Below are 22,116 nucleotides of genomic sequence, written 5' to 3' on the forward strand. Positions count from 1 at the left end.
AAATTGCGGCAAATTAATTCAGGATATAAATAATTCAAATTTTCTGCCCGATGATAATACATGGGATTAGAGTGAGGGGAGGCGGCGCAGAAGGGCCGGGCCCGGAGGGGGCCTGTAGTTAAACACATCGTTGAATGAACTGGGGGAACGTTTACATTGCGGAATAAGAAGTACGCTACACGGTTGACGGCAGTCAGTCTGATTGTCTGTCTGCTGTTTTCATTGATTCCGGAATCCTGGAACGGCACCGCAAAAGCGGCTGCGGAAGATTTGGAAGTCATGTTCAGCACGGGAGCGCATGTCGGCAATTTGAGTTATAAAGCTGAAAATGCGTTCATGAATTTTTATAACAATCAAGTACCCGGTTTTGTTCAAACCCAGACAGCCTCGAACTCGACGATCGACTGGTCGGGCGGGGATGTTTTTGCGGGTACCGGCGGCTGGGACAGCCCGGCCACGGTCTCTTTCCAGGTAAGAGTGGCGGATAATCCGATTCTGCGCGAAATGGCGCTCGGGGGAGAAGCGGAAATGGTTGCCGGCTTCGCCGTGCTTCGCCGCCACTCGAAATTTTTGAAGGACACGATTCATTCGTGGATCGACATGAAGCTCGATGGGCAGACGATTATGTCCTACAAGACGGGCGACAGTCAGGTCTATAACAAGAGTGTTACGGCGAAGTTCACGCCGACTTCTGTACTTACATTCTCCATCCACGGAGATGGAGCCGATAGTGGCGAAGGTGCCGGTATCCGCGGCTTCTACCTGAAGTTCCAGGATATGCAGCGTCCCGTGATCGACAGCTATACCTTCACCGGCAACGGGAACCAGCGGGACAATACGACCCTTGGCCAGAAGGAGCTGTACGTCAAGGAGAATGAAAATATAACGTTGGCTTACAATTTCAGCGAGCCGGTCCGGCCCCATTATCTGAATGCGTCGAACAGCGACTTCTTCCTGAAGCATCCGCTGTTTACGAATCCCGAGGGAAGCGGGCTTCCGGCGGCCGGGCAGACCCAGTACATGCAGAATATTACGTACGGCACTTCCAATCTGGAATCGTATCAGAGCAATCTGGCCTTCCAGTACACGGGTGTCCGCTATCATAACAGCGGCAATCTGCCGCTGGAGCCGCGCATCACAGGAACTACGCCAGGCAACACGCCGATGGAGCAGACGCTGCAGGAGAAGATGGAGAACGCGGTCCTGTCCGACGGCGCCGGCAACGTGCTGCATCCGAACCTGTCGGCGGTGAAGACCGGAAGCGGGAGCCTGAGCTATCTCAAGGAGAGCGACGGCAAAACCGGGAACCCGTTCGATTACAATACGAAAGGCTTCCGTGTCATTGTGGACGCCGTGCGTCCCAAATATCAAGACGGGAAGAACGGCATCCAGCCGAATATTCTGACAGGCGTTACGCTCAACAAAGGCGACATTGTTGATTTTACCGTTCAGCTCTCGGAAGAGAGTATTATCAGCAGAAGCCTGGTGGAAGGACAATCCTTCCTCTACTTCAACAATGGAATGAAGGCGTACTACCTTAAAGGGGCGGGCAAGAAAAACTTGGTCTTCCGCGCCACTATCGGCGCAGACACTGCGGTGGAGACGCCGCTGCTGAAGGTTATCGCGCTGACCAACGACGGCAAGGGCAACAACTCGGATACCAATGTGGTCTCCGACTATGCGGGCAATCTGCTGAACCAGCCGGCCAACTACGCCGGCAAGCATACGGATGGAAATGAAACGCTCGTCAATTCCAAAATCGACTGGGCGAACCTGTCGATCGACAATACGAAGCCGATTATCGGCTACCATTATGAGCTTGGCGGCGCCGACAACAACACGTACCGGCAGAAAGGCAAAATCATCATCGACGCCAATGATCCCGGTATTGTCGTGCCTTCGCTCGATCCGGACCCTGCCCAGCGCGGCGTGGAGCGTCCGAGCAAGGGCATCTACCGCCCGACGAACATGACCGCCGAAGCTTCGCCTTCGGTCGGCCTGGTGTACTACTGGTGGAGCAAGAGTCCGGCCGATCCGTTCGCCGGGCATGAGGAAGACCACAACGCCGCCTTGAAGCGCTATGCGTTGTCGGCCAAGCAGCCTTCCGAGGACCTGTACACGACCGGCTTCGAGAACGTCAAGCTGTCGGTGGCGAACAACAAGACGAATCTGATTGCGCCGCCTCCGGAAGCGTATCTTCCCGAGAACAGCGGCGAATGGTATCTGCACACCTGGACGGCCGATATGACCTGGGATTCGGCCCGCGAGCTGATGCAGTACGAGAAGATGACCCGATATATTGATACCCATGAGGAGCAGTACAACGCCTGGATGGCGGAAGCGACAGGCTCTCCTACTGACAAGGAAGTCTACGCCAAGAACAAGGCGCTGGTTGCGGTAGGCCAGTATGGCGACACCTCGGTATGGGAATTGAACGATTTCAAACAGGATGATTCCAACTGGACGCACAATGTCGGCGTTCTGCGCCTGGACAATCAGGGTCCGGCTGTCGTAGGCGGCGATGTGTACGGCGACAACACGGCGGGAGTCCAGATCAGCGCTCTGGTTAAAGACGATCTCAGCGGAGTCGACCGGGTCAGCTACCAGTGGGTGAAGGACGGAGAGACGCCGTCGGACATCAACTGGGTAACGGCTGAACTGAAGAACGGCGTCGTAACCGAGACGACGCTGAATGAAGTCTATGAATACGGGAAGTTCTGGCTCTATCTGAAATCGGCCGATAAGGCCGGGAATGAATCCGTCCAGCGGGTGGAAGCTCCGGCTAATGTCGGTTCCCAATCCGCGCTGCCCGGGCAGTTCGAGACGGAAGCTGAACCGAAGTTTGTGCGAAGCCACGATGTGGACTTCAAGCTGACCGGCTTCGATCCGGATTATGTCGGATATGTAATCAGCGCAAGCTCGATCCATCCGGAGGAGACGGCCTTTACAGCCCTTCAGTCGGAGCCGGTTCCTTCGCCTTCGGCCACGCCGACTATGACGGCGGACCCGAATGCTTCGGCAGCGCCGGCGCCGTCTGGATCGGCGGACCCGAACGCTTCGGCAGCGCCGGCGCCGTCTGGATCGGCGGACCCGAACGCTTCGGCAGCGCCGGCGCCGTCTGGATCGGCGGACCCGAACGCTTCGGCAGCGCCGGCGCCGTCTGGATCGGCGGACCCGAACGCTTCGGCAGCGCCGGCGCCGTCTGGATCGGCGGACCCGAATGCTTCGGCAACGCCGGCGCCGTCTGGATCGGCGGACCCGAATGCTTCGGCAACGCCGGCGCCGTCTGAAGCTCCGGAGAAATCGTATTCCTATACGATTCCGGCCGATGCGGCCCATAGCGGCGTTCAATATGTGCACGTTCTGGTGAAGAAGGATGGCGAGAGCTACTTCTACGCCAAAGCCTATTATTGGGATAACGAGCCGTCGCAAATTACCTTCAGCAAGAACGGGGTTCCGTATCCGCTGGATGTACAGGACGTGACGGTGAGTATCAGCGAACGCTACAGCCGCGAGCCGATGACGTCGAAGTACCAGTGGGTACGGGTATCCGATCCGGCAACGGAGGTTGCACCGGACGCCGCTTCCGCAGCCTGGACAGCACTACCGGCGGGAGGTGCCGTATCCATCAAGGGCAAGGATGTGCTGAAGCCCGGAGAGACGGACAGCTTCCGGCTCTATGTCTGGAATACCGACGGGGCCGGGAACAGTTCGATTGAGCGGACGCCGGAATTGTTCAAAGTTACTTATACGGGCGACGAAACGACTCCTCCGGCAGATACAGAATCCAAGCTGATCTATCTCTATGGAGACGAACAGGACGGGTACACCGCCATTCTGAAGCTGAATCTGGATACGGAGAGCAAGGCCGGATACGAATATTCGGTATCCCCGGACAACGGCGAGAGCTGGACGCGGTGGCGGTCCTACACGAACTTCGTATCGCTTGAGGTTCCAAGCAATGACCCTGCGCAGCTTCAGGTCATGGTCAAATACCGGACGCCGGGAGGCGCGATGAGCGAACCGTTCCCGATCGACAGCTCGAACGCTTCCTTTGATGAAGCGCCTGTCTATGCGCTGGCTTCGGTCAACAGCAATGTCATGGTTCGCCCCGACAAGGGAGCCGATATTCAAATCGAGGTTCCCGCGGGTCTCAAGGTGATTCCGGCGGCGGTCAACCCGTCGAAGCCGGTGCGAAGCGGCAATACCTTCAATGTGAAAGAGAACGGATTTTATGCTTTTGACATTGTGGACCTGAATGATTCGGCCCGGACCGACACGCTGTACATGGTCGTCAAGAATGTGGACGGCACGCCGCCTGTCGGCTGGATTGATTACAAGACAACGGCGTGGACCAACGGCAATGTAACGGTCAAGCTGAACGCGTCAGAGCCGGTTACGGTAATGAACAACGGCGGAAGCAATGTGTACACCTTTACCGAGAACGGAAGCTTCACCTTTGAATTCAAAGACCAGGCAGGCAATACCGCCACTATAACCGCGGAAGTCCATAATATCCGCAAAGGCGCGCCGAAGGTAACCGTTGTGCGCTCCTATGACGGATACAAGACGGTTCCCGACGGCAAGGGCGGCGTCTATGCCTCGGGCGTATCGCTTGAAGTGCAGAGCGCCGACAGCCCGGCTTCTCCGCTCTTTGTCACCGTCGGCTCCAATCCGCAGACCTTGACCAAGAACGGGACGGTATCCTTCACGGTGCAGGATGAATTCGGCAATACGGCTGTCGTCAAGGAGACGGTCGGCAATCTGATCGCCGAAGGGCCTTCGCCGGACAAGATCGACTACATCTTCGTGGACGACAACGGCCAGGCCGTTCCGGACAGCAGGATCGTAACGATCGGCGGCAAGAAATATGCCAAAGGCAAGATGAAAGTGGTCATCAGCGGCACAACGGCTGCGGGCAACCCGGTCTTCTCCGGAATGGCTCCGGCGCCGAATTCCGCCAGCGGCACGTACAGCAACCAAATTAGCGACGGCTCCGGCCATTTCGTCTATACGCGCTCCTACGAGAGCAACGGCACGACGCAGGCCGGCCTGTCCGATCTGCTCGGCCATTCTACCCGCGTGCCGCTGACAATCCAGGGACTGGACAATGCGGCTCCGGTACTGACGCTGAAGCAGACCGCGGTAGGGGTTGTGCAGAACAAGGAGAACTTCAAGCCGGAGACGGACCTGGGCGGCTATACCGTTACCGATAACGTATCGGCCCGCGACAAAATCAAGGTAACCGTCACCGGACTTGACATTAAGAAGCTGGGCCGCCAGACCGTTACCTACACGGCAGAGGACCAGGTCGGCAACAAGACGGTCGTTACTCAGGAAGTCCTCGTCGTCAAGAACGGCGGTCTGCTGATCTTCGGCAACGACGCCTTTATTTCGGCTTCTTCCGGCGAGACGGCGCTGTTCGATACGAATACGATCACGTTCCGGATCTCCGGCTACAACCTGCTGAAGGTCGGCGGCAAGGATCTGACCAACGAGTGGGGCACGTATGATCTGTACTATCAATCCGGTCTGTACCGTGAAGGACAGATGAAAGCCATCGCCACCCGGATCACCTACGATCAGATGGTGAAAGGCGAATTCAAGGTAACTTTCCCGAAAGCGGGCTGGTATACCATCATTGTCAGAACGCAGGAGAGGGACCGGGAATTTGCGACCTTCTTCATCGGAAGCACGAAGTAGACATCAACTGTACATCCGCTGTCCTCAGCAAGGAAGGAAAAGGGTCCGGGAGAGGCCCCTTTTCCCTCCCGGCGGCGGAAGACAGTCTGAATTTTGATCGGGGGGAACCACGTGAGCGTCAAGCTTTTCAATAAGGCCTTATCCGTATTGCTATCCTTCATCCTGGTATTTCTGGCATCCTCGGAGAGCCTGCAAGCCATTGCGGAAGCCGCTGCGAGCAAGAGTACAACGGTGATCCAGAATGACTTCATCAAGGTTACGGTGGACAACGCATCCGGCCGCTACGGCATCCGTACGGTTGAGGGCCAGCCGATCCGCAAGAAAGACCAGAACGTGAATCTGAACTTTGGCGGAGATGATCCCGAAACGTCATTTACTACCTTCAAGATCGACGGAACGGACTATATCTTCGGCAACCGCTACAAGCTGAGCGACGGTACGCAGTCCTCGACAACAGCGCCCAAGGTCGTGAACAATCCGAACGGGACGCAGCAGATCGAGACCGTCTGGAGCATGAAGGGCGTCGAGATCAAGCAGATCCTGATGCTGTACACCGATACGGCCGATAAGGTCAATTCGGGCAATGTCAACATCCGTTACGAAGTTAAAAACAACGGCAGCGCCGCAGTCGCGGTCGGCAGCCGGATTCTCCTGGACACGATGGTCGGCGGCAACGACGGCCCGCAGTTCCAGGTCGGCACTTCCTACAAGGCGCCGCTTAGCGTTGAACGCAAGCTCGTGCATGATCCCGAGAGCATCGGCATCCCGAAGGAGAACAGCGCGCTCTACAAGCTGCCTGCTTACTGGGTAATGCGGGACAAGCTGGATCTGGAGAACCCGCTGGCCACGAATGTGGCGGCTTACGGCTTCAATAATTATGCCGAGCAGAATATCAATATTGTCGACGAAATGATCGTCGGCCACTGGGCCGGCATGGCCAACACGAAATGGAATTACACGCCGAACCCGAACCTGGATTTCACCACGGATACCAACGATTACGGTTCGGCCGACTCTGCGGTTGCCTTCTATTGGAACCCGGACCCAATCGCACCGAAGGGCTTCCAGTCGTTCGAGACCGTCTACGGACTGGGCGAACTGACCCAGCCGGATAAAGTGTTCTCCATCCGGTACATGGACCCGATCCAGACGATGGCCGTCAAGCCGGACGGCAGCGGCTATGAGAACGAGGGCATCTTCGACATTACGGCCGAGGTCGAGAACCTGGCCCAGTACAACATGGAGCATTCCCGCATCAATCTGGAGATGACGCTGCAGAGCGGCCTGAATTTCGTCAAGCTGGACGACCAGGGGGACATCGTCAGAGATGCCCAGGGGCGGGCTGTGACGGAATCTTCCCGCAGCAAGCTGATCGAATACCGGAAGCAGGCCACGCCTGCGGAAGCGGAGCAGGGCATTCAGCCGAAGTACAAGCCCGGCGACACCGTAACGGTAACGTTCAAGGTTCAGGCCAAAGGCAAAGCTTGGCCGACGACGCGCGAATACATGCTGACCGTTAAGAGCCCGGAGACGCAAGCCAAGCTGGAGGGCGTATCCGATGAAGGGATCAAGGCCCAGTATGAATCGAACAAGTCGAACTTTATCCTGCTGCCTGCAGTGGGCGAAGCGACGCCGACTTATGTATACGGCGTATCGCCCAAAGAGCTGTACAGCACGGATACGAAGTATGTAACGGTCAATCTCTCCAACATCGAAGCTTACAACACGGGCGATGCCAAGAACGCCCCGAATTTCGATTTGTATTTCCGCAACCAAGCGACGGGTGACCGTTACAAGGTACCGGTACTGAGCTCGGTGCTTCTGCAGCCGACCGATGACGGATCGTCGGGCGATATGCGGATTACCTACAACGGCGGCGACAAGGTCGCGCCGGACGGTTCCGTGCTTCAGAGCGGGCTCGGGCCGGAACTGCCGCTGGGCGAATACCAGGTGCAGATCGACTACAAAGGCGATGCCGGCGGAGACGAAGAGGCCGCTTCGCTGTATGACATCACCGCTCCCCAGGCAATCATGGTGACCAACAACGATGAGAACCGGGTGCGGGAAGCACACATTCTGGCCGTCTACAAGGAGACCTTCGACCTGAAGGGCGCATCCATCGGCCAGACGCTGGAAGATATGGACGAGCTGAACGGCATGTTCGCCTCGGCCCCTTTTGCCAACCGAAGCGATCTGAAGAATGCGCTGGATAATTTCAAGGCAGCCAAGACGAAGATCGCCGAGATCAGCAAAACGCTGGACCCGTCCTTCAAAACCGCCGAGTTCCTAGATGATGAGAGTCTGGAGAACGTGCCGTTCTACAGCTACAAGACGTTCGGCTCGGAGAAGGAACTTCAAGCTTTTGAGAAAGAGAGCAAGGAACGGGAAGTGCTCGCGGTCGTCCGCGGCATGGTGAAGACGGTAGGCAAGGGCAAGGACGCCCAGGTCATCGTGGAGACACAGACCGAGCCGGCTGTCATCAACGAATCGGTGGCCTACCGGGGCAAGGATCTGGTCATCGTCCGCGGCCAGCTGGATATTATGGGCATTCAATCCATGATTCCGGGCTTCGCCAACAACCCGCTGTTCGCCTCGACCTTCGTCAAGGGAGACGGCACTCTGAGCGTAGCCGGGAGCGGCTTCGTCTTCCACAGCGGAGAATGGACGCTCGATTTCTTCAACGGCTTCAGCAAGCGGCTGGGCAGCGGCCCGCTCTCCCCGGCGGAGAAGGCGGACAACGACGACAACCCGGAAGATACGTCGATCAACGGCAGCCTGAAATGGGCCTCCGGTCCGATCGGCGACCGGATCAACCCGCTGCGCCAATTGATGGTATCGAATGTGTACTTCAACCGGCAATCGCTGTTCGCGGTGCCGACGTTCAATATTTCGGGCTTTGACTTGTCCTTCAACGACTTCATTCTGCGGGAAGGCGGCATTTCGTTCGGCGGCATGATTTCAATGAAGGTCGTGGACGCCGAGGTCAACAATGTGATCTTCAACAACAAGGGCTTCGTCGGCATCGACGCCGCGCTCAAGTTCGGCCTCAACAAGAATCTCGGCCTGTTCGGTCCGATGGACGACGAGAAGAAGGGCGAAGGCACCAGCGGCGAAATCTTCATCTCGCATTATGTCCAGCAGGTGGAGGGCGCCTATAAGCCAAGCAAATATGGCATGCGGTTCCAGGCGGACCTGAAGGGCATGCTGGGCGTTCAGATGGAATTGGCCTTCAAAAAGGTCCAGGACGGCCGTATTCTTCCCGACGTCATCGCCTTCGGCGCAGAACTGCCGCAGCCGGGCATTCTCATTACGGGCGGAACCTTCCTGACCGACATTCGCGGCGCGGTCCGCGAACTGGCGGATACCATTGCGGGCGGCACCTCTGCCGATCCGTTCCCGCTGACGGTGCAGGCCGGCGTCGGCGTACGCTTCGGCATCGCGCCGGCGTACTTCTTCGGACAGACAGACCTGACCGTGAAGCGGACAGGCCTCAAGATTGAAGGCAAGATGGACTATGCCATGTCTCCCACGGCGGATGACGATGAACGGCTGCCGATGCTGACCAAGGCGCTTCTGGAAGCGCAGTGGGTAACCCCTTGGTTCGTCCGGGTGCAGGCGGAAGTCGACATCGGCGGATGGGATGTCATTGTCGGCAAGGCAGGCATCTTTGTCGGCCAGAATCTGGAGAAGAACCGCATTGATTTTGAAGGTTATGTCGGCTCCCGTATCCAGATTCCGTCGAAGGTACCGGTGGTCGGCGGCAAGCCGCTGTCCAGCGTGTTCCTGGGCGTCAATAACGACAAGGTGTGGGGAAGCTTCAGTCTCCTGCTGATTACGCTCGGCGTCACCTATTACTGGGGCGGAGGCGTCGAATTCGGCACTTCCAGCGAGCAGATGCCGGACGGTCTGGTGCATATAGTCATCAATGATCCCGAACAGGGACCCCGCCTGATGGTGATCGGCCAGGGGATCGAGACAGTGGCCACTTCCTGGGTCGATACCGAGGAAGCAAGCCAGGAGATTGTGTATCGCGACGTAGCGAAGGGTGTGCAGGTGCTGGAGAGCGACGCCATGAATCTGGGTGTCGGCGGCATCACGGCCAAGAACAACGGACGCGAGCATTCGATTCCGATGAGCGGGGTCAACGGCAATGCGATTCTTGAGGTGGACTATGACACCAAGACGATGCCGAAGCTGCTGCTCAAGGATGCAAGCAAGAAAGAATACAGCCTGGTCTTCGACAACACGAACAGCAATCCGAAGGCGAATGCCTTCACCCAGATTATACCGGCGGCGGAGAACACGGAAGATCATGTCGATATCCGCAGAGCGTATATCCTCATTCCGGATGCCGAAGTCAAGAATGGCGGAACCTGGACCCTGACGGCCGACGCTCCGGTGGATACGAAGCTGATGAGCGTTCCGGTTCTGCCGCAGCTCAATGAAGTCAATCTGGCAAAGAGCAGCGATCCGAACAAATTCACCGCGACCTGGAACGTATCCAACGCCAAGGCGGGCGATACGGTCAATCTGTATCTGACCCAGGATGCGGTAAGCAGCCAGACCACGAAGCTGGCGAGCGGCGATTCTGTACTGGAAGCCGGCGATCCCGGTATGCTGATTGCCAAGGATCTTCCGGCCGACAGCGGCAGTGCGGTCATTGACGTGACCCGAGTAGCGATGCTGGGCGGAACCGAGGATATCCGGGGACTGCTGAGACAGGGGAACTACTACCTGCGCGCCGAGCTGAAATCTTCCGCTACGTTCGGAACGATGACCTCGCCGCAGAAATTTGAGATTGTCGATCCGCTTGCGCCGTCGAATGTCAGCGGTGTGACGATTGAACCGGCGGGCAACGGGTTCTTCTCGCTCTCGTTCAAGCCGGGAGCGGTCAAGACCGGCCAGCAGAACATTGAGCGGAGCTACATTATCGAAGCGCTCCGCCAGCAGAACGGCGGTCTGGAATCGTATGACAACTATGGAGAAGTGCTGATGACGGAAGAGGAACTCAAGCCTTACTGGAACGCTTCCTCCGGCCGTTACGAAGGGATTCCGGTTGGGGGCTGGAGCGCCACCACGACCTCGGATGCCGTTAATCAGGACAGTACGTCGGGTACGACGGTAGTCGATCTCAAGGATGTGAAATATACCGGTCTGGAAGTCGGACACTCGTATGTGATCGGGGTCTCGGCAGCCAACAAGCCGGGTGCAGCGCTCGACAAGAACGAGAATTACCATTATGCGGACCGGGTCGACAGCACCAATGAACTGCTGCCGGTTCCGGTGAAACCGAAGCTGTCTGTTGCGACGGATGCCGGCACGGTCGGCGTATCCGCCGAAACGGGAACGGCTCCGAACCTGATGACAAACCGGACGGCCCAGACGCTGAAGCTGACCTCCAACCAGGCGAATATCCAGGTAGAGGCCCGTTATGCCGGACAATCGGTCGGCAAGACGACGCTTGCCGCCAGCGGCAGCGCGGGTACGCTCGCGCTGGACGATTTTAAGACAGACGGACGCTATGCCATCGAGCTGGTAGCGACCAACACGAAGACCAAGGATATCTCGGTTACGATGCTCTACCTTACCGTTGATACCATTGCGCCGATGCTCTATATCGACGAACCGACGACGGGAGAACGAACCGAAGCGGCTGTGGTTGACGGCCGTACGGTGAATCGCATCCGCGTGGCGGGAACGACTTCGGTCGGAACGAAGCTGGTCGCCAACGGCAATACGCCGATTCCGGTTGCGGAAGACGGTACTTTTGCCGGAGATGTGGTGATCAACTCTTCAGAGCCTACGGCTGATCTGCAGCTGGTGGCGAAGGATGAGGCAGGCAATGCCAACTCCGCAACCGTCAGCGTAACGAACGACGGCTTCGCCGTTCCGGCAGCGCTGGTGCTGAAGCCGCTGCCCGCACTCGCTCCGGGTGAGAGCGGTCGGATTGAAGCCTACCTGAAAGTCGAAGACGGACGGGATGCCCAGGGCAAGCCGAAATACAAGGAAGTGGCAATTTCCGAAGCGGATGCCAGGGAACGTCTCAGCTACACGCTGACGATGGGCGATGCGGTCGATCTGACTGTCGGCGATGCGGTCGGCACCGGGGCGCCGGCCAAGGGAACGGTGACCGGTCTGGCCGAAGGGGCCAGTCTGATTGAGGCCGAATACCGGATTTCGGACGATGTGAAGCTGACGGCCATGGTGGCCGCCGAAGTGGCCGTTCCGGAGCCGACTGTGCTCGGAATGCTCGAGGCTTCGGCCAAGCAGGCCGATAATAAAGGGACATCGGCCCTTGTAACGGTAGCGAACACCGGAGAGATGACGGGACGGCAGCTGGCTTATAAAGTCTTCCCGGCTGGAGCCGGTGCAGCCAAGCCTGCTTTGAATCAGGATATCTCTGATTGGAGCCTGCTTCCGGCGGACGGCAACATCAAAGCGCGTCCTTACGATCTGATCGTCGTCGCGGCCCGAACTTCGCTGGATAAGAAGGCTGTAGCCTCCAGTGAATTGTTCAATTACGACTTAACGGGCAGCTCGGATTCGTCCGGCCAGACGGGCGGCGGAACGGGCGGCTTTGGCGGCGGAGGCGGCGGAGCAGGAGCAGGCGCTCCGGAACCATCCGCTGCTCCGGCCAAGGCTCCGGCGGTGACGCTGAACGGAGCTCCGGTCAAGACGGTTCTGTCCGGTTCCACCGCAGTATCCACCGTCGGCAAGGCGGACTTCGCCGCTAACAGCGGGGATCTGGTACTGACGGCCAAGGATGCCGCTGTGAGCGACTATGAATTCCGCATCGACCGCGAGGTTGCCGGACAGCTCGCCGCATCGGGCAAGCGTCTGGTTATCGAGCTGGCATCCGGACAGTTGATTCTGACCGGGCAGCAGCTGACCGGTGCAAGTGGAGAGGAACTCATTATCCGCACCGGCGCGAATTCGGCGGCTGACGCGGCTGCCATGCAGTCCATCGCAGCCTCCCAGAAAGCAACCCTTCTCGCCGCAGGCCAGGGTCTTGCGCTTCAGGCCAATCTGACGGAAGCGGCCTGGAACAGTCCGGTTACCGCAGAATTGGCCGTACCGGCCGGTCTGAAGGCAGACCAGGTGACCGCCATTGTCCTGAAGGATGAGAAAGGCAGCTGGACAACGGTTCCGTGGAGGCGCACAGATGCCGGATTCCGAATCAAGCTTACGGGCGAAGGCCATGTGTTCCTGCTCGGGAACTCGAAGAGCTTCTCCGACGTGAAGAACGGATACTGGGGCCGCGAGGCCATTCAGGAAGCCGCTGCCAAGATGTTCGTACAAGGCAAGAGCGGCAGCCTGTTCGATCCGGAGAGCCGGATCACACGGGCGGAATACCCGACGCTGCTGCTTCGGGTAGGCGGCCTCATGAACCGTGAAGCTGCGGCCTCCTTCCGGGATGTGCCGTCCGGCAGCTGGTTCAGCCGGAGCGTTGCCATTGCGTCCAAGCTGGGACTGGCGACAGGCTTCCAGGGCGGCAGCTTCAAGCCGCAGGAGACGCTGTCCCGCGTAGAGGCCATGACGATGGCGGGCCGTCTGCTGGAGATGACGGGCAGTGCAGAGAAATTGAGCGCTGGCGAGGTCGACAAGCTGCTCGGCGGTTTTGCCGACAAGGGTTCAATTCCGGCCTGGGCCAAGGAACAGGTGGCACTCAGCATCAAGTACGGCATCATAGAGGGTGAGAACCAGTACATCCGTCCTCAGAACGCATTGACCCGGGCGCAAGCTGCGGCCATTGCCATGAGGCTGGATCGGTTGATCGCCGGCGAATAAGCGGGAATACCCCGGCAGAGGCCGTTCGTCCGAAGAGGGCGGCGGCCTTGGGACCGGGCGCAGGAAACTTTTTAAGGCGGTGTCCAACAACATGGCATTCAAATATAAGTCAATGATCGGGGTGGGCGTAGCGGCTCTGCTGGTGGCCATCTTCACGATAGCGGGAGGATTCATGGCCAAGGCCGACCCGCAGACGTGGGATTCCGCAGCGGATACCAGCTGGTATAATCCGATTTATTCTACCTTTACGATCGACTCGCCCGCGAAGCTGGCCGGCGCAGCCAAGCTGGTCAATGAAGACCCGGACGGGAGCATCAACGGTCTCCGGGGCAAAATTCTGGAGGTTGACCGTACCCTCGATCTCTCGGAGTACGAGTGGCTTCCGATCGGTACCGCGGAGCATCCCTTCAAAGGGACGCTGATTGCAGCGGCCGGCGGCAAGTTCGACATTATCGGGATGAAGATTCCGGACAGCTTCGGCTACCGGGGGCTGGTCGGCAACATGGAGGGCGGAACTGTCGGCGGCTTCACGTTTGAAGCGAGCGGCCGTCTGAGCGCCGCATCCGTAACCTCCGACGTGTACGCAGGCTCGGCCGTCGCCAAGATGAGCGGCAGCAGTCTGGTCTACAATATTACGAACCATATCGATGTGCAGCTTACCGTATCCGAATCGGTCTACCGGATCTACGCCGGCGGGATTGTCGGAATGGGCGAAGGCACCATCGCGGATGTCGCCAATACGAAGTCGATCACAGCCAGCGGCAGCTCCTATGCCGGCGGTATCGTCGGCTACGGCGGCGCTTACGGCCTGCGCATCAAGCAGGCCTCCAACGGGGCTTCGGTCTCGCTGGACGGACAAGGCGGCGAGATAGCAGCCGGCGGCATCGCCGGTTATGTGGAAGGTCTGCTGGAGCTGGAGGATCAGGATACGCCGGTCGTCAATTCGGGCAGCATTGACGCTAATGGCGGAGCGGTCAGCTATGCGGGCGGCATTGCCGGACGCGTAGGCGGACGCCTGTCGATCTCGGCGCTGACCTCGAATACCGGCAGCGTGACTATTCAGGCACCCGGCGGCACGGCCTCCTATGCCGGCGGATTTGTCGGCGCAGCGATGGCTCCGGCCGCCAAGTCGGTGCTGGACGGAGCGTTCAGCAATACCGGCCTGCTGGTCAACCACGGCGGGAGCAACGTCTACACGGGCGGCGCAGCCGGCTATTTCGGCGATGACTATGCCTGGTCCGGGGTATTCAAGAACACGGTCGCCATCGAGGCGGACGGGACGGATCATATTTATACCGGCGGCTTTGCCGGTTACTCCGTCGGCGGAACGGTGACGAATGTCGCCTTTGACGCGAATATCGAAGCCGGCGGCTCCCAGGCCTTCACCGGTGGCATTGTCGGGTATGCCCGGGGCGGCTCTATCGGAGACGCGGTCGGAGTGGCGGGCGCAGACGGCACAAAGAGTTACAGCACGATTGTATCCGGCGGAAGCGCCGATCGCTATGCGTCGATTGCGGCGGACGGCACGGTCGGCGGAATCGGCGGCTACATCGACGGAGAAGTGAACCATGTCTCCGTGAAGTACCTGTCGCTCAAGACCCGCACCGTCAACAGTGCGGTCGGCGGCGTGGCCGGCAGCCTGCAGGGCGCCGTATTCGGCGCAAGCGTCGGCGACCCTGCCTACAGCGGCTATGACAGCGTCAAGCTGTCGGCCGATACGGGGCTTGCCAGCGGAGCCGACGAATGGAAGGCCGGCGGCATCGCCGGTCTCAACGAGAAGGCGCTGACCGTAACCGGAAGTCAGGTGGCCCGGGTCGGGATTGAAGCCGGCAGCGGCAAGAGCCGTTACACAGCCGGCGGCATCGCCGGAGTTCTGACGGCGGAAGCCCGGATCGGAACGGAAGAGGACCCGGTTCAGGTGCAGGACTTCCGTCTGGATACGGGAGCCTCGGACAGCAGCTTCGGCGGAGCCGTCGGCGTGAACCGGGCCCCGGTCATGATCGTCCGGATCGAACGGGTGCAGCTGACCTCCTCGGGTGCGGACAACCGTCTCGGCGGGGTATTCGGCGAGAACCACGGCGTCTCGGCCGGCAGTCAGGCCAAGAACCTGACGATCGCCTTCACGGGCGACGACAATGCGGCCGGCGGCATCGCCGGTCTCAACCGGGGATCAATCAGCGACTCCCGCGCCGAAGCGGTAGCCATTGATGCTGCGGGCGCCCGGGCGGCGGCCGGCGGCATCGTCGGTCTTTCGGAAGGACCGGACGGAGCGCGGGCCAGCCTGAGCCGCGTCAACGTGGTCGGCGGCGAGCTGCCGACGGTAACGGTGCGCGCGGCGGGCGTGAACGCCGGGGGCATCGCGGGACTTGCGCGCAGCACCGACATTGCGCTGCCGCAGGCAGCGGCAGAAGCGCCGAATTATGTGGAGTTGTCCCTAAAAGGAACGCAGGCGGCGGCCGGCGGCATCGCCGGGCGAATCGTGGACGGCAGCATCGTCGGCGACGCCTCGATGATGAATGCGGACGATGTGCTGATCTCCACCGGTCCGGCTTCCGCCGACCCGCTGATCGGCGGCATCGCCGGCTACGCGGAAGGAACGCGGATTGAGAAGCTGCTGGCTTCCGGTCTCAACCTGAACATCAACAATCCGTCCACCGCGGTCGGCGGTCTGGTCGGATACAACCTGGGAACCGGCAGCGCCGTGATCGCAGACAGCTCGATTGAGAAGCTGAGCCTGAAGGTCAATGCGGCGGCCGTACAGTCCAAGGCCGGCGGTCTGATCGGCATCAATGCGGCCCGCTCTGGAGATCCGGCAGTGAATCCGGGCAGCGCGCCGAGCACCCTGCGCAACAGCCGGGCGATGGGCACGGTCTCGGTCACGGCGCCGTCCGCTCTGGTGGGCGGCATGGTCGGAGAGAACCATGCTCTGATCGCCAATAACAGCGTCACGGATAAGCTTCCGGTGATTTCCCGGGGAGCGGACGCCATCGTCGGCGGTCTCGCCGGCGTCAACCGGGCGACCGGCACGCTCTACTATACGTATTCCAATGCCAATCTGACGGTAGAGGGCTCCCATGCCCTGGCCGGCGGTCTTGTCGGTCTGAATGAAGGAGCCGTACAGGGTTCGTATGTGGATATTGCGGTTACAGGCAAAGCGACCGGCACCTCTTCCGCGCCCGCCTTCCTCGGCGGCCTGGCGGGACGCAACAGCGGCAAGATCGAGCTGTCCTACTTCGCAGGCACTTTGACGGCAACCGGGAGCTACAATGTCGCGGGCGGTCTGGTCGGAGATCAGACTTCCGGCAGCATCCGCAATGCGTATTCTGCGCAGAAGGCATCGGCGACCGCGGATCACTCCTATGTCGGCGGCCTTGCCGGCCGGATTGCCGGCGGCAAACTGTCCTACACGTATTCGGCTGCACAGGTGCTGGCTTCGGGCGGCGCAGCGGCCGGCGCTTATGCCGGGCGCTATGACAGTTCCGATCTGGAACTGCTGTACAAGAACTATGTGGTCAAGGACGCGGCGGCTGCGCTGAATGCCTCGCTGCCGGACTTCGCGGCCGGCGCGGCCCTCGATGAGCCGCTTCGGCTGGACACCGTAAGCGTGGCGGTCCTTCAGGACCGCAGCCAATTCCCGGCGCTGTCCGGATGGGATTTCTCCCGCGCATGGCGGTATGGCTCCCTTAATGCGCTGTACAAGTATCCGGAACTGAACCGGACGGCCAACACGGGCGACCAGACCGGTTCCGGCGTCAACGCCAACATCAACTGGTACATGAAAGACAAAGGCGCGATGCAGTTCGAGATTTCGAGCGAAGCCGAGCTTGCCGGTCTGGCGGGCATCGTCAACGGAACGATTGCCGGCGTGGACCGCTTTGACTTCACGGACCGCATCATCCGCATCACCGGACCGATTCATATCCAGTCCAGACAATGGACGCCGATCGGCGACAAGCCGGAGAATCCGTTCCGAGGCCGCCTGGACGGCGGGGACTACCTGATCGACGGTCTGTATCAGCAGCCGGCCTACACGTACTCGGGCCTGTTCGGGGTTATCGCCAAGGAAGGCCGCGTGGAGAACGTGAAGCTGGAGCCGCTGGCTGTAGCGGGTCTGGAATATACGGGCACACTGGCAGGGCTGAACGAAGGCAGCGTCAGCGGCATTGAAGTCCGTCTGACGGATGGGGTCAAGGTAGGCGGACGGGTAGTCGGCGCGATGATCGGCCGGAACGCCGGCTCCATCGGGCAGCTCCACCTGATTCTCCAGAACGGGGGCGTGGAAGCCGCCTATAACAGCGCCGTGGTCGGCGCCTTTATCGGCGACAACGCTTCTGCGATTGATGGGCAGCTCGAGCTGATCTCCGTCGGCGGCACTGTATCGGCCTTTACCGAAGATGCTGTAATCGGCGGAGCGATCGGCCAGCAGGCCGGCAATATTACCGGGTTCACCATGACCCTCTCGCCGGACTTCCGGATTCTCTCCACCGGCGACCGCAATATCGTCGGCGGGGTAGCCGGACGGTATGCGGCGGGTGAAGCCAAGGACATGAGTATGATCTTCGCCGGAGCCAGTCTTCAGACCGGCGGGCCGGACTCGACGCTCGGAGGAATCTTCGGACGCGCCGAGGCCGGTACGGTACTTCGCAACCTGGAAGTCCGCGCGGAAGTTCCGGGCATTCACCTTCTGGGGAACGGAACGGTCGGCGGTGCAGTCGGGGTCAAAGAAGGCCAAGGCACAGCCGGATTCGATATCGACGGCGTAACGATCGGCGATCTCAATATTGCCTCCTCGGGCGACAGCCTGAAAGGTCTGGCCGGCGGGGTAGCCGCCCAGACGAACCGGGCCGCCATTCGCGGCGCCGCTTCTTCCGCGGCGGTCCGGGGCGCAGGCGTTGCGGTAACGGCCGGCGGCATCGTCGGTTCGGCGCGGGACTCGGTGCTCTACCTTGTCTCCGGCGAAGGCGAAGTCAGCGCGACTTCCCGCAGCGGCAACAACTTTGCCGGCGGCATCGTCGGCGAGATGAGCGCAGCCGACCGGGACCGGGCGCTGGACTTCGGTCTGATGACCCCGCTCTATCCGGGCGTCTACCAGGCCGACATGCAGGGAAGCGCCGTTACGGCGTCCAGCCTGAATTATCAAGGACTGCAGTATGCGGGCGGCATCGCCGGCAAGAATGACAATGCTTCGATTTATCAGTCCCATGCGAAGACCGCCTTGTCGGTCAGCGGGGGCAAGACTCAATACGCGGGCGGACTCGCCGGCTACAGCAGCGGCATCATCGTCGGTTCCGGCTCGGAGAGCGGACTGCGTCTCTCCAACGGCGTCTCCTATGAAGCCGGCGGTGCTGTCGGCCAAGCCGTAGGCGGAGGCATCTATTATACGCAGATTACCTCTTCCGGTGGTGAGCAGCTGGTCATCGGAAGTTCCGTCTCGGCCGCCGGCGAGTCGCCGACGACCCATGCCGGCGGATTTGCAGGAAGCGCGTCCGGCACGGACATGACGAATGATTCGGCGGATCTTCCGCTGACGGTTACGGAAGCCAACACGTACAACACGCCGACAGCCGGCGGGTTCGCGGGGCAACTGAAGGGTACCGGTCCGGCCAACGGACAGATCCGGGATGCCTGGGCCCAGGGAAGCGTGACGGTTACCGCCAAAACCGCTTCCGTCGCCGGCGGCTTCGCCGGTGCGGTGGACCATTACAACGTTGCCCATGTCTATGCGAAGGGCAATGTGCAGAACACCGGCCTTGACCTCCGGACCGGCGGTCTCGCCGGATCGGTGGAAGCCTCGGGAACAATCAGCGGCTCCTACGCGCTGCAGAGCAAGGTCGCTTCGCTCTCGGCCAAGCCCGTCACCCGGGCTTACACTGGCGGCATCGCCGGCATGAACGCAGGCCGCATCGAGTTCTCGGCCGCCGACAACCGCGATCTCGCGGCTCCGGCTTCCGGCAGCTCGATCTATACGGGCTCCGTAGCCGGCTATGAGGCGGCGGGCGGTCTGTTAAACGGGACCGTCTACACCAACGCGCTGGCTCCGTTCGGCCGCGGCGGTTCGGCGGCGGATGCCGTCCGGACGAGCACGGTTGACCCGCTTGCCCGCGGCGCATGGCTCATTGATGTCGATACCGTCTTCCTGAGCGAGCCGGACCAAGGCCGGGTAGCCATCGACAGTATTCCGGTCCTCCAGGGGACCGTGCTGCTCAAGAATGCAACAGGCGCAGCGTACTACAGCCTCTTCAACCGGACAGCAGCGGCGGCTCCCGAGCTTCCGAAGCTGACGCTGGAGGCGGATCTGGATTTAACGAATGTTGCTTTTACTCCGTATGAGAACTTTACGGGCGTATTCGACGGCGGCAACCACCGTCTGACCGGTCTGAAGCTGAACGGCGCAGGCACCACCGCCTTCACCCTGGTGAACCGCGGCGTGCTGGAGCATCTGGTCTTCGACCGCCCGGTCATCCTTTCGTCCGGCGATTCCGCGGTTGCCGCGGGAATCAATGAGACCGGAGCGGTGATCCGGGACGTAGCCGTCCGCGATGCGGCGGTTACCGCAGCCGGACGCGCCGGCGGTATCGCTGCCATCAACCGCGGCGCCATCGAAGCGTCCTACAGCACCGGCAGCGTCCGGTCGCTGGCTCCGGCACAGCGCGCCATCGCCGGCGGTCTGGCCGGAGAGAACGCAGCCGGCGGCCGGATTGCCGAATCGTTCTCCTCGGCCGATATTCGGACCGAGGGTCAGGAAGCGTTGGCCGGCGGCATTGCGGGAATGCAGGCCGGACAGATCGAGAACGGCTATGCAGCCGGCCGGGTTCTGGCCGAAGGAACCGCCAAAGCCTGGGCCGGCGGCATCGCCGCCCTGGCGCAGGATGGCCGGGTGCAGCATGCGCTGAGCACCGGCGAGACGGCTGCGGCAGTCGGCGGCAAAATCGTTCCCGGCAAGGCGTTCTTCGGCGGATTGGCCGGTCAGCTGACCGGCAGTGCCGCGGTTGAAGAATCGCAGTACAACCTTCAGGCGCTGAAACGCAGCACCGCCTACTACAACGGCGAGGGCAAGCCGGTCAGCGGCTATGAACCGGATGCAGCGGGAATGACTGCTGCCGAACTGACGGCCGGGACACTGCCGCAGGGTCTGGACGCCTCTGTCTGGGAAGCCAAGACCGGTTTCTATCCGGGTCTCAAGGCGTTCAGCCGGACGCCGGATGGCCTGCTGGCCACAGCGGCTGTTATTCCGGGCCGCACCGACACGATCAACCATTTGTCGGAAGCTTTTGGACTCTCGAAGACGGAATCTCTGCTCTGGTCGTCTGCAAGCTCTGCGGCCGTGCTGAGGGCGGGTGAAGGAACCTGGACAGGAAGTCTGGCTCCGGCCCGCACAGCGGTGCTGACAGCCTCGTATGAGGGAGCGGTGCGCACGATTGCCATCGGCACACCGGCTTATGCCTACACCGGGCAGACGGCCAAGCCGTCGGCTGTATCCGGCAGCAGAGTCTTCTCGGAGAAGACTGCGGTAGAGCTGTCCGGCGAAGCCGGAGCGAAGATCTACTACACGCTCGACGGTTCGCAGCCGGATATGTTCTCGGCGCTGTATACCGGACCGGTCGAACTGACCAAGACCACGACGCTTACAGCGATCGCCGTCGCCGATGACAAAGAAGCGAGCGAAGCCTTCAGCGCTGTCTGGACCCAGCAGTACGTCTCCTCCGGCGGAAGCGGCGGTGGCGGCGGAACGCCAGGCGGAGGGGGAGGCGGCGGTGCCGCTCCGGCTCCGGCCGAAGAGACGTCTGCCGAGCCGGCCGTATCTGCGGTGATCGGCGGGCATCCGGTGGAAGCCGGCAAGACCGACGCTCCGTTGACGGTAGCGAAGAACAGCAAGCTGGAGCTCACCGCTCCGGAAGGCCAGATTATCTACTATACGACAGACGGTTCCGAGCCTACGGCAAGCAGCCCGCGGTATACCGGACCCATCGTGATCCGCGCAGGCATGACGCTCAAGATCAAGACCGACAAGGATGACCGGGTCATCACGATGAACTACGAAGTGAAGAATGCGGAATTCGAGCTGAAGCCGGATGCCAAAGACGTCCATTATATGGCAGGCTATGCCGACGGCAGCTTCAAGCCGAATCGGGCCATTACGCGCTATGAGCTGATTGCCGCGCTGTCTCCGCTGCTGAATCAAGAAGAAGTCAGCGTGGAGAATCTGTTCGGCGATGTCAAGACGGAGTACGCCGATACGGTCGCGTTCTTCTCGGCGGCCGGTATTATCGACGGCTACCCGGGCGGAGGCTTCGGCGGGGACAAAGGATTGACGCGTGCGGAATTCACCGCCGTGCTGAGCCGGGTGCTCCATTTAGAGCCGGCGCAGAGTACGGCGGCGGGGATGAAGGATGTGAAGGGGCACTGGGCAGAGAAGTATATTGCCGCGCTGACCAAGGCGGGATATATCAAGGGCTTCCCGGACGGCACCTTCCGGCCGCAGAGCGAGATTACCCGCGCGCAGGCTGTAGCCCTGATTAACCGGATTATCGGCGTGCGTACGGAAGCTCTGCCGGTTCGCTTCAATGATCTGCCGGCGACGCACTGGGCGTACAAAGATATTATGTCTGTGGCAAAATAATTCGG

The 22,116-nt window shown here is 60.6% G+C and carries 3 protein-coding genes; all 3 read left to right on the forward strand.

Features of this window, described 5'->3' with window-relative positions:
• Positions 1-156 precede the first annotated feature (156 nt).
• The 3 genes from RBI05_RS07200 (at position 157) to RBI05_RS07210 (ending at position 22,111) form a co-directional block, all read left to right on the forward strand.
• Positions 157-5,703, forward strand: a complete 5,547-nt coding sequence (locus tag RBI05_RS07200) for a hypothetical protein (protein ID WP_310550584.1) — start codon at positions 157-159, stop codon at positions 5,701-5,703.
• A 111-nt stretch (positions 5,704-5,814) separates the two neighbouring features.
• The gene (locus RBI05_RS07205) at positions 5,815-13,491 is read left to right on the forward strand and encodes an S-layer homology domain-containing protein (protein ID WP_310550585.1); all 7,677 of its coding nucleotides are present in this window, start codon (positions 5,815-5,817) and stop codon (positions 13,489-13,491) included.
• A 91-nt stretch (positions 13,492-13,582) separates the two neighbouring features.
• Positions 13,583-22,111 (forward strand): chitobiase/beta-hexosaminidase C-terminal domain-containing protein, encoded by an 8,529-nt coding sequence (locus RBI05_RS07210; protein ID WP_310550586.1) that lies wholly within the window; start codon positions 13,583-13,585, stop codon positions 22,109-22,111.
• Positions 22,112-22,116: the final 5 nt, after the last annotated feature.

The sequence above is a fragment of the Paenibacillus glufosinatiresistens genome, from assembly GCF_031470375.1.
In the GTDB taxonomy this organism is placed as follows: domain Bacteria; phylum Bacillota; class Bacilli; order Paenibacillales; family Paenibacillaceae; genus Paenibacillus_AQ; species Paenibacillus_AQ glufosinatiresistens.

Bases quoted from the DNA above. Each gene is read 5' to 3' on its own strand.
- RBI05_RS07210 (WP_310550586.1), top strand. From the start codon at position 13,583: ATGGCATTCAAATATAAGTCAATGATCGGGGTGGGCGTAGCGGCTCTG.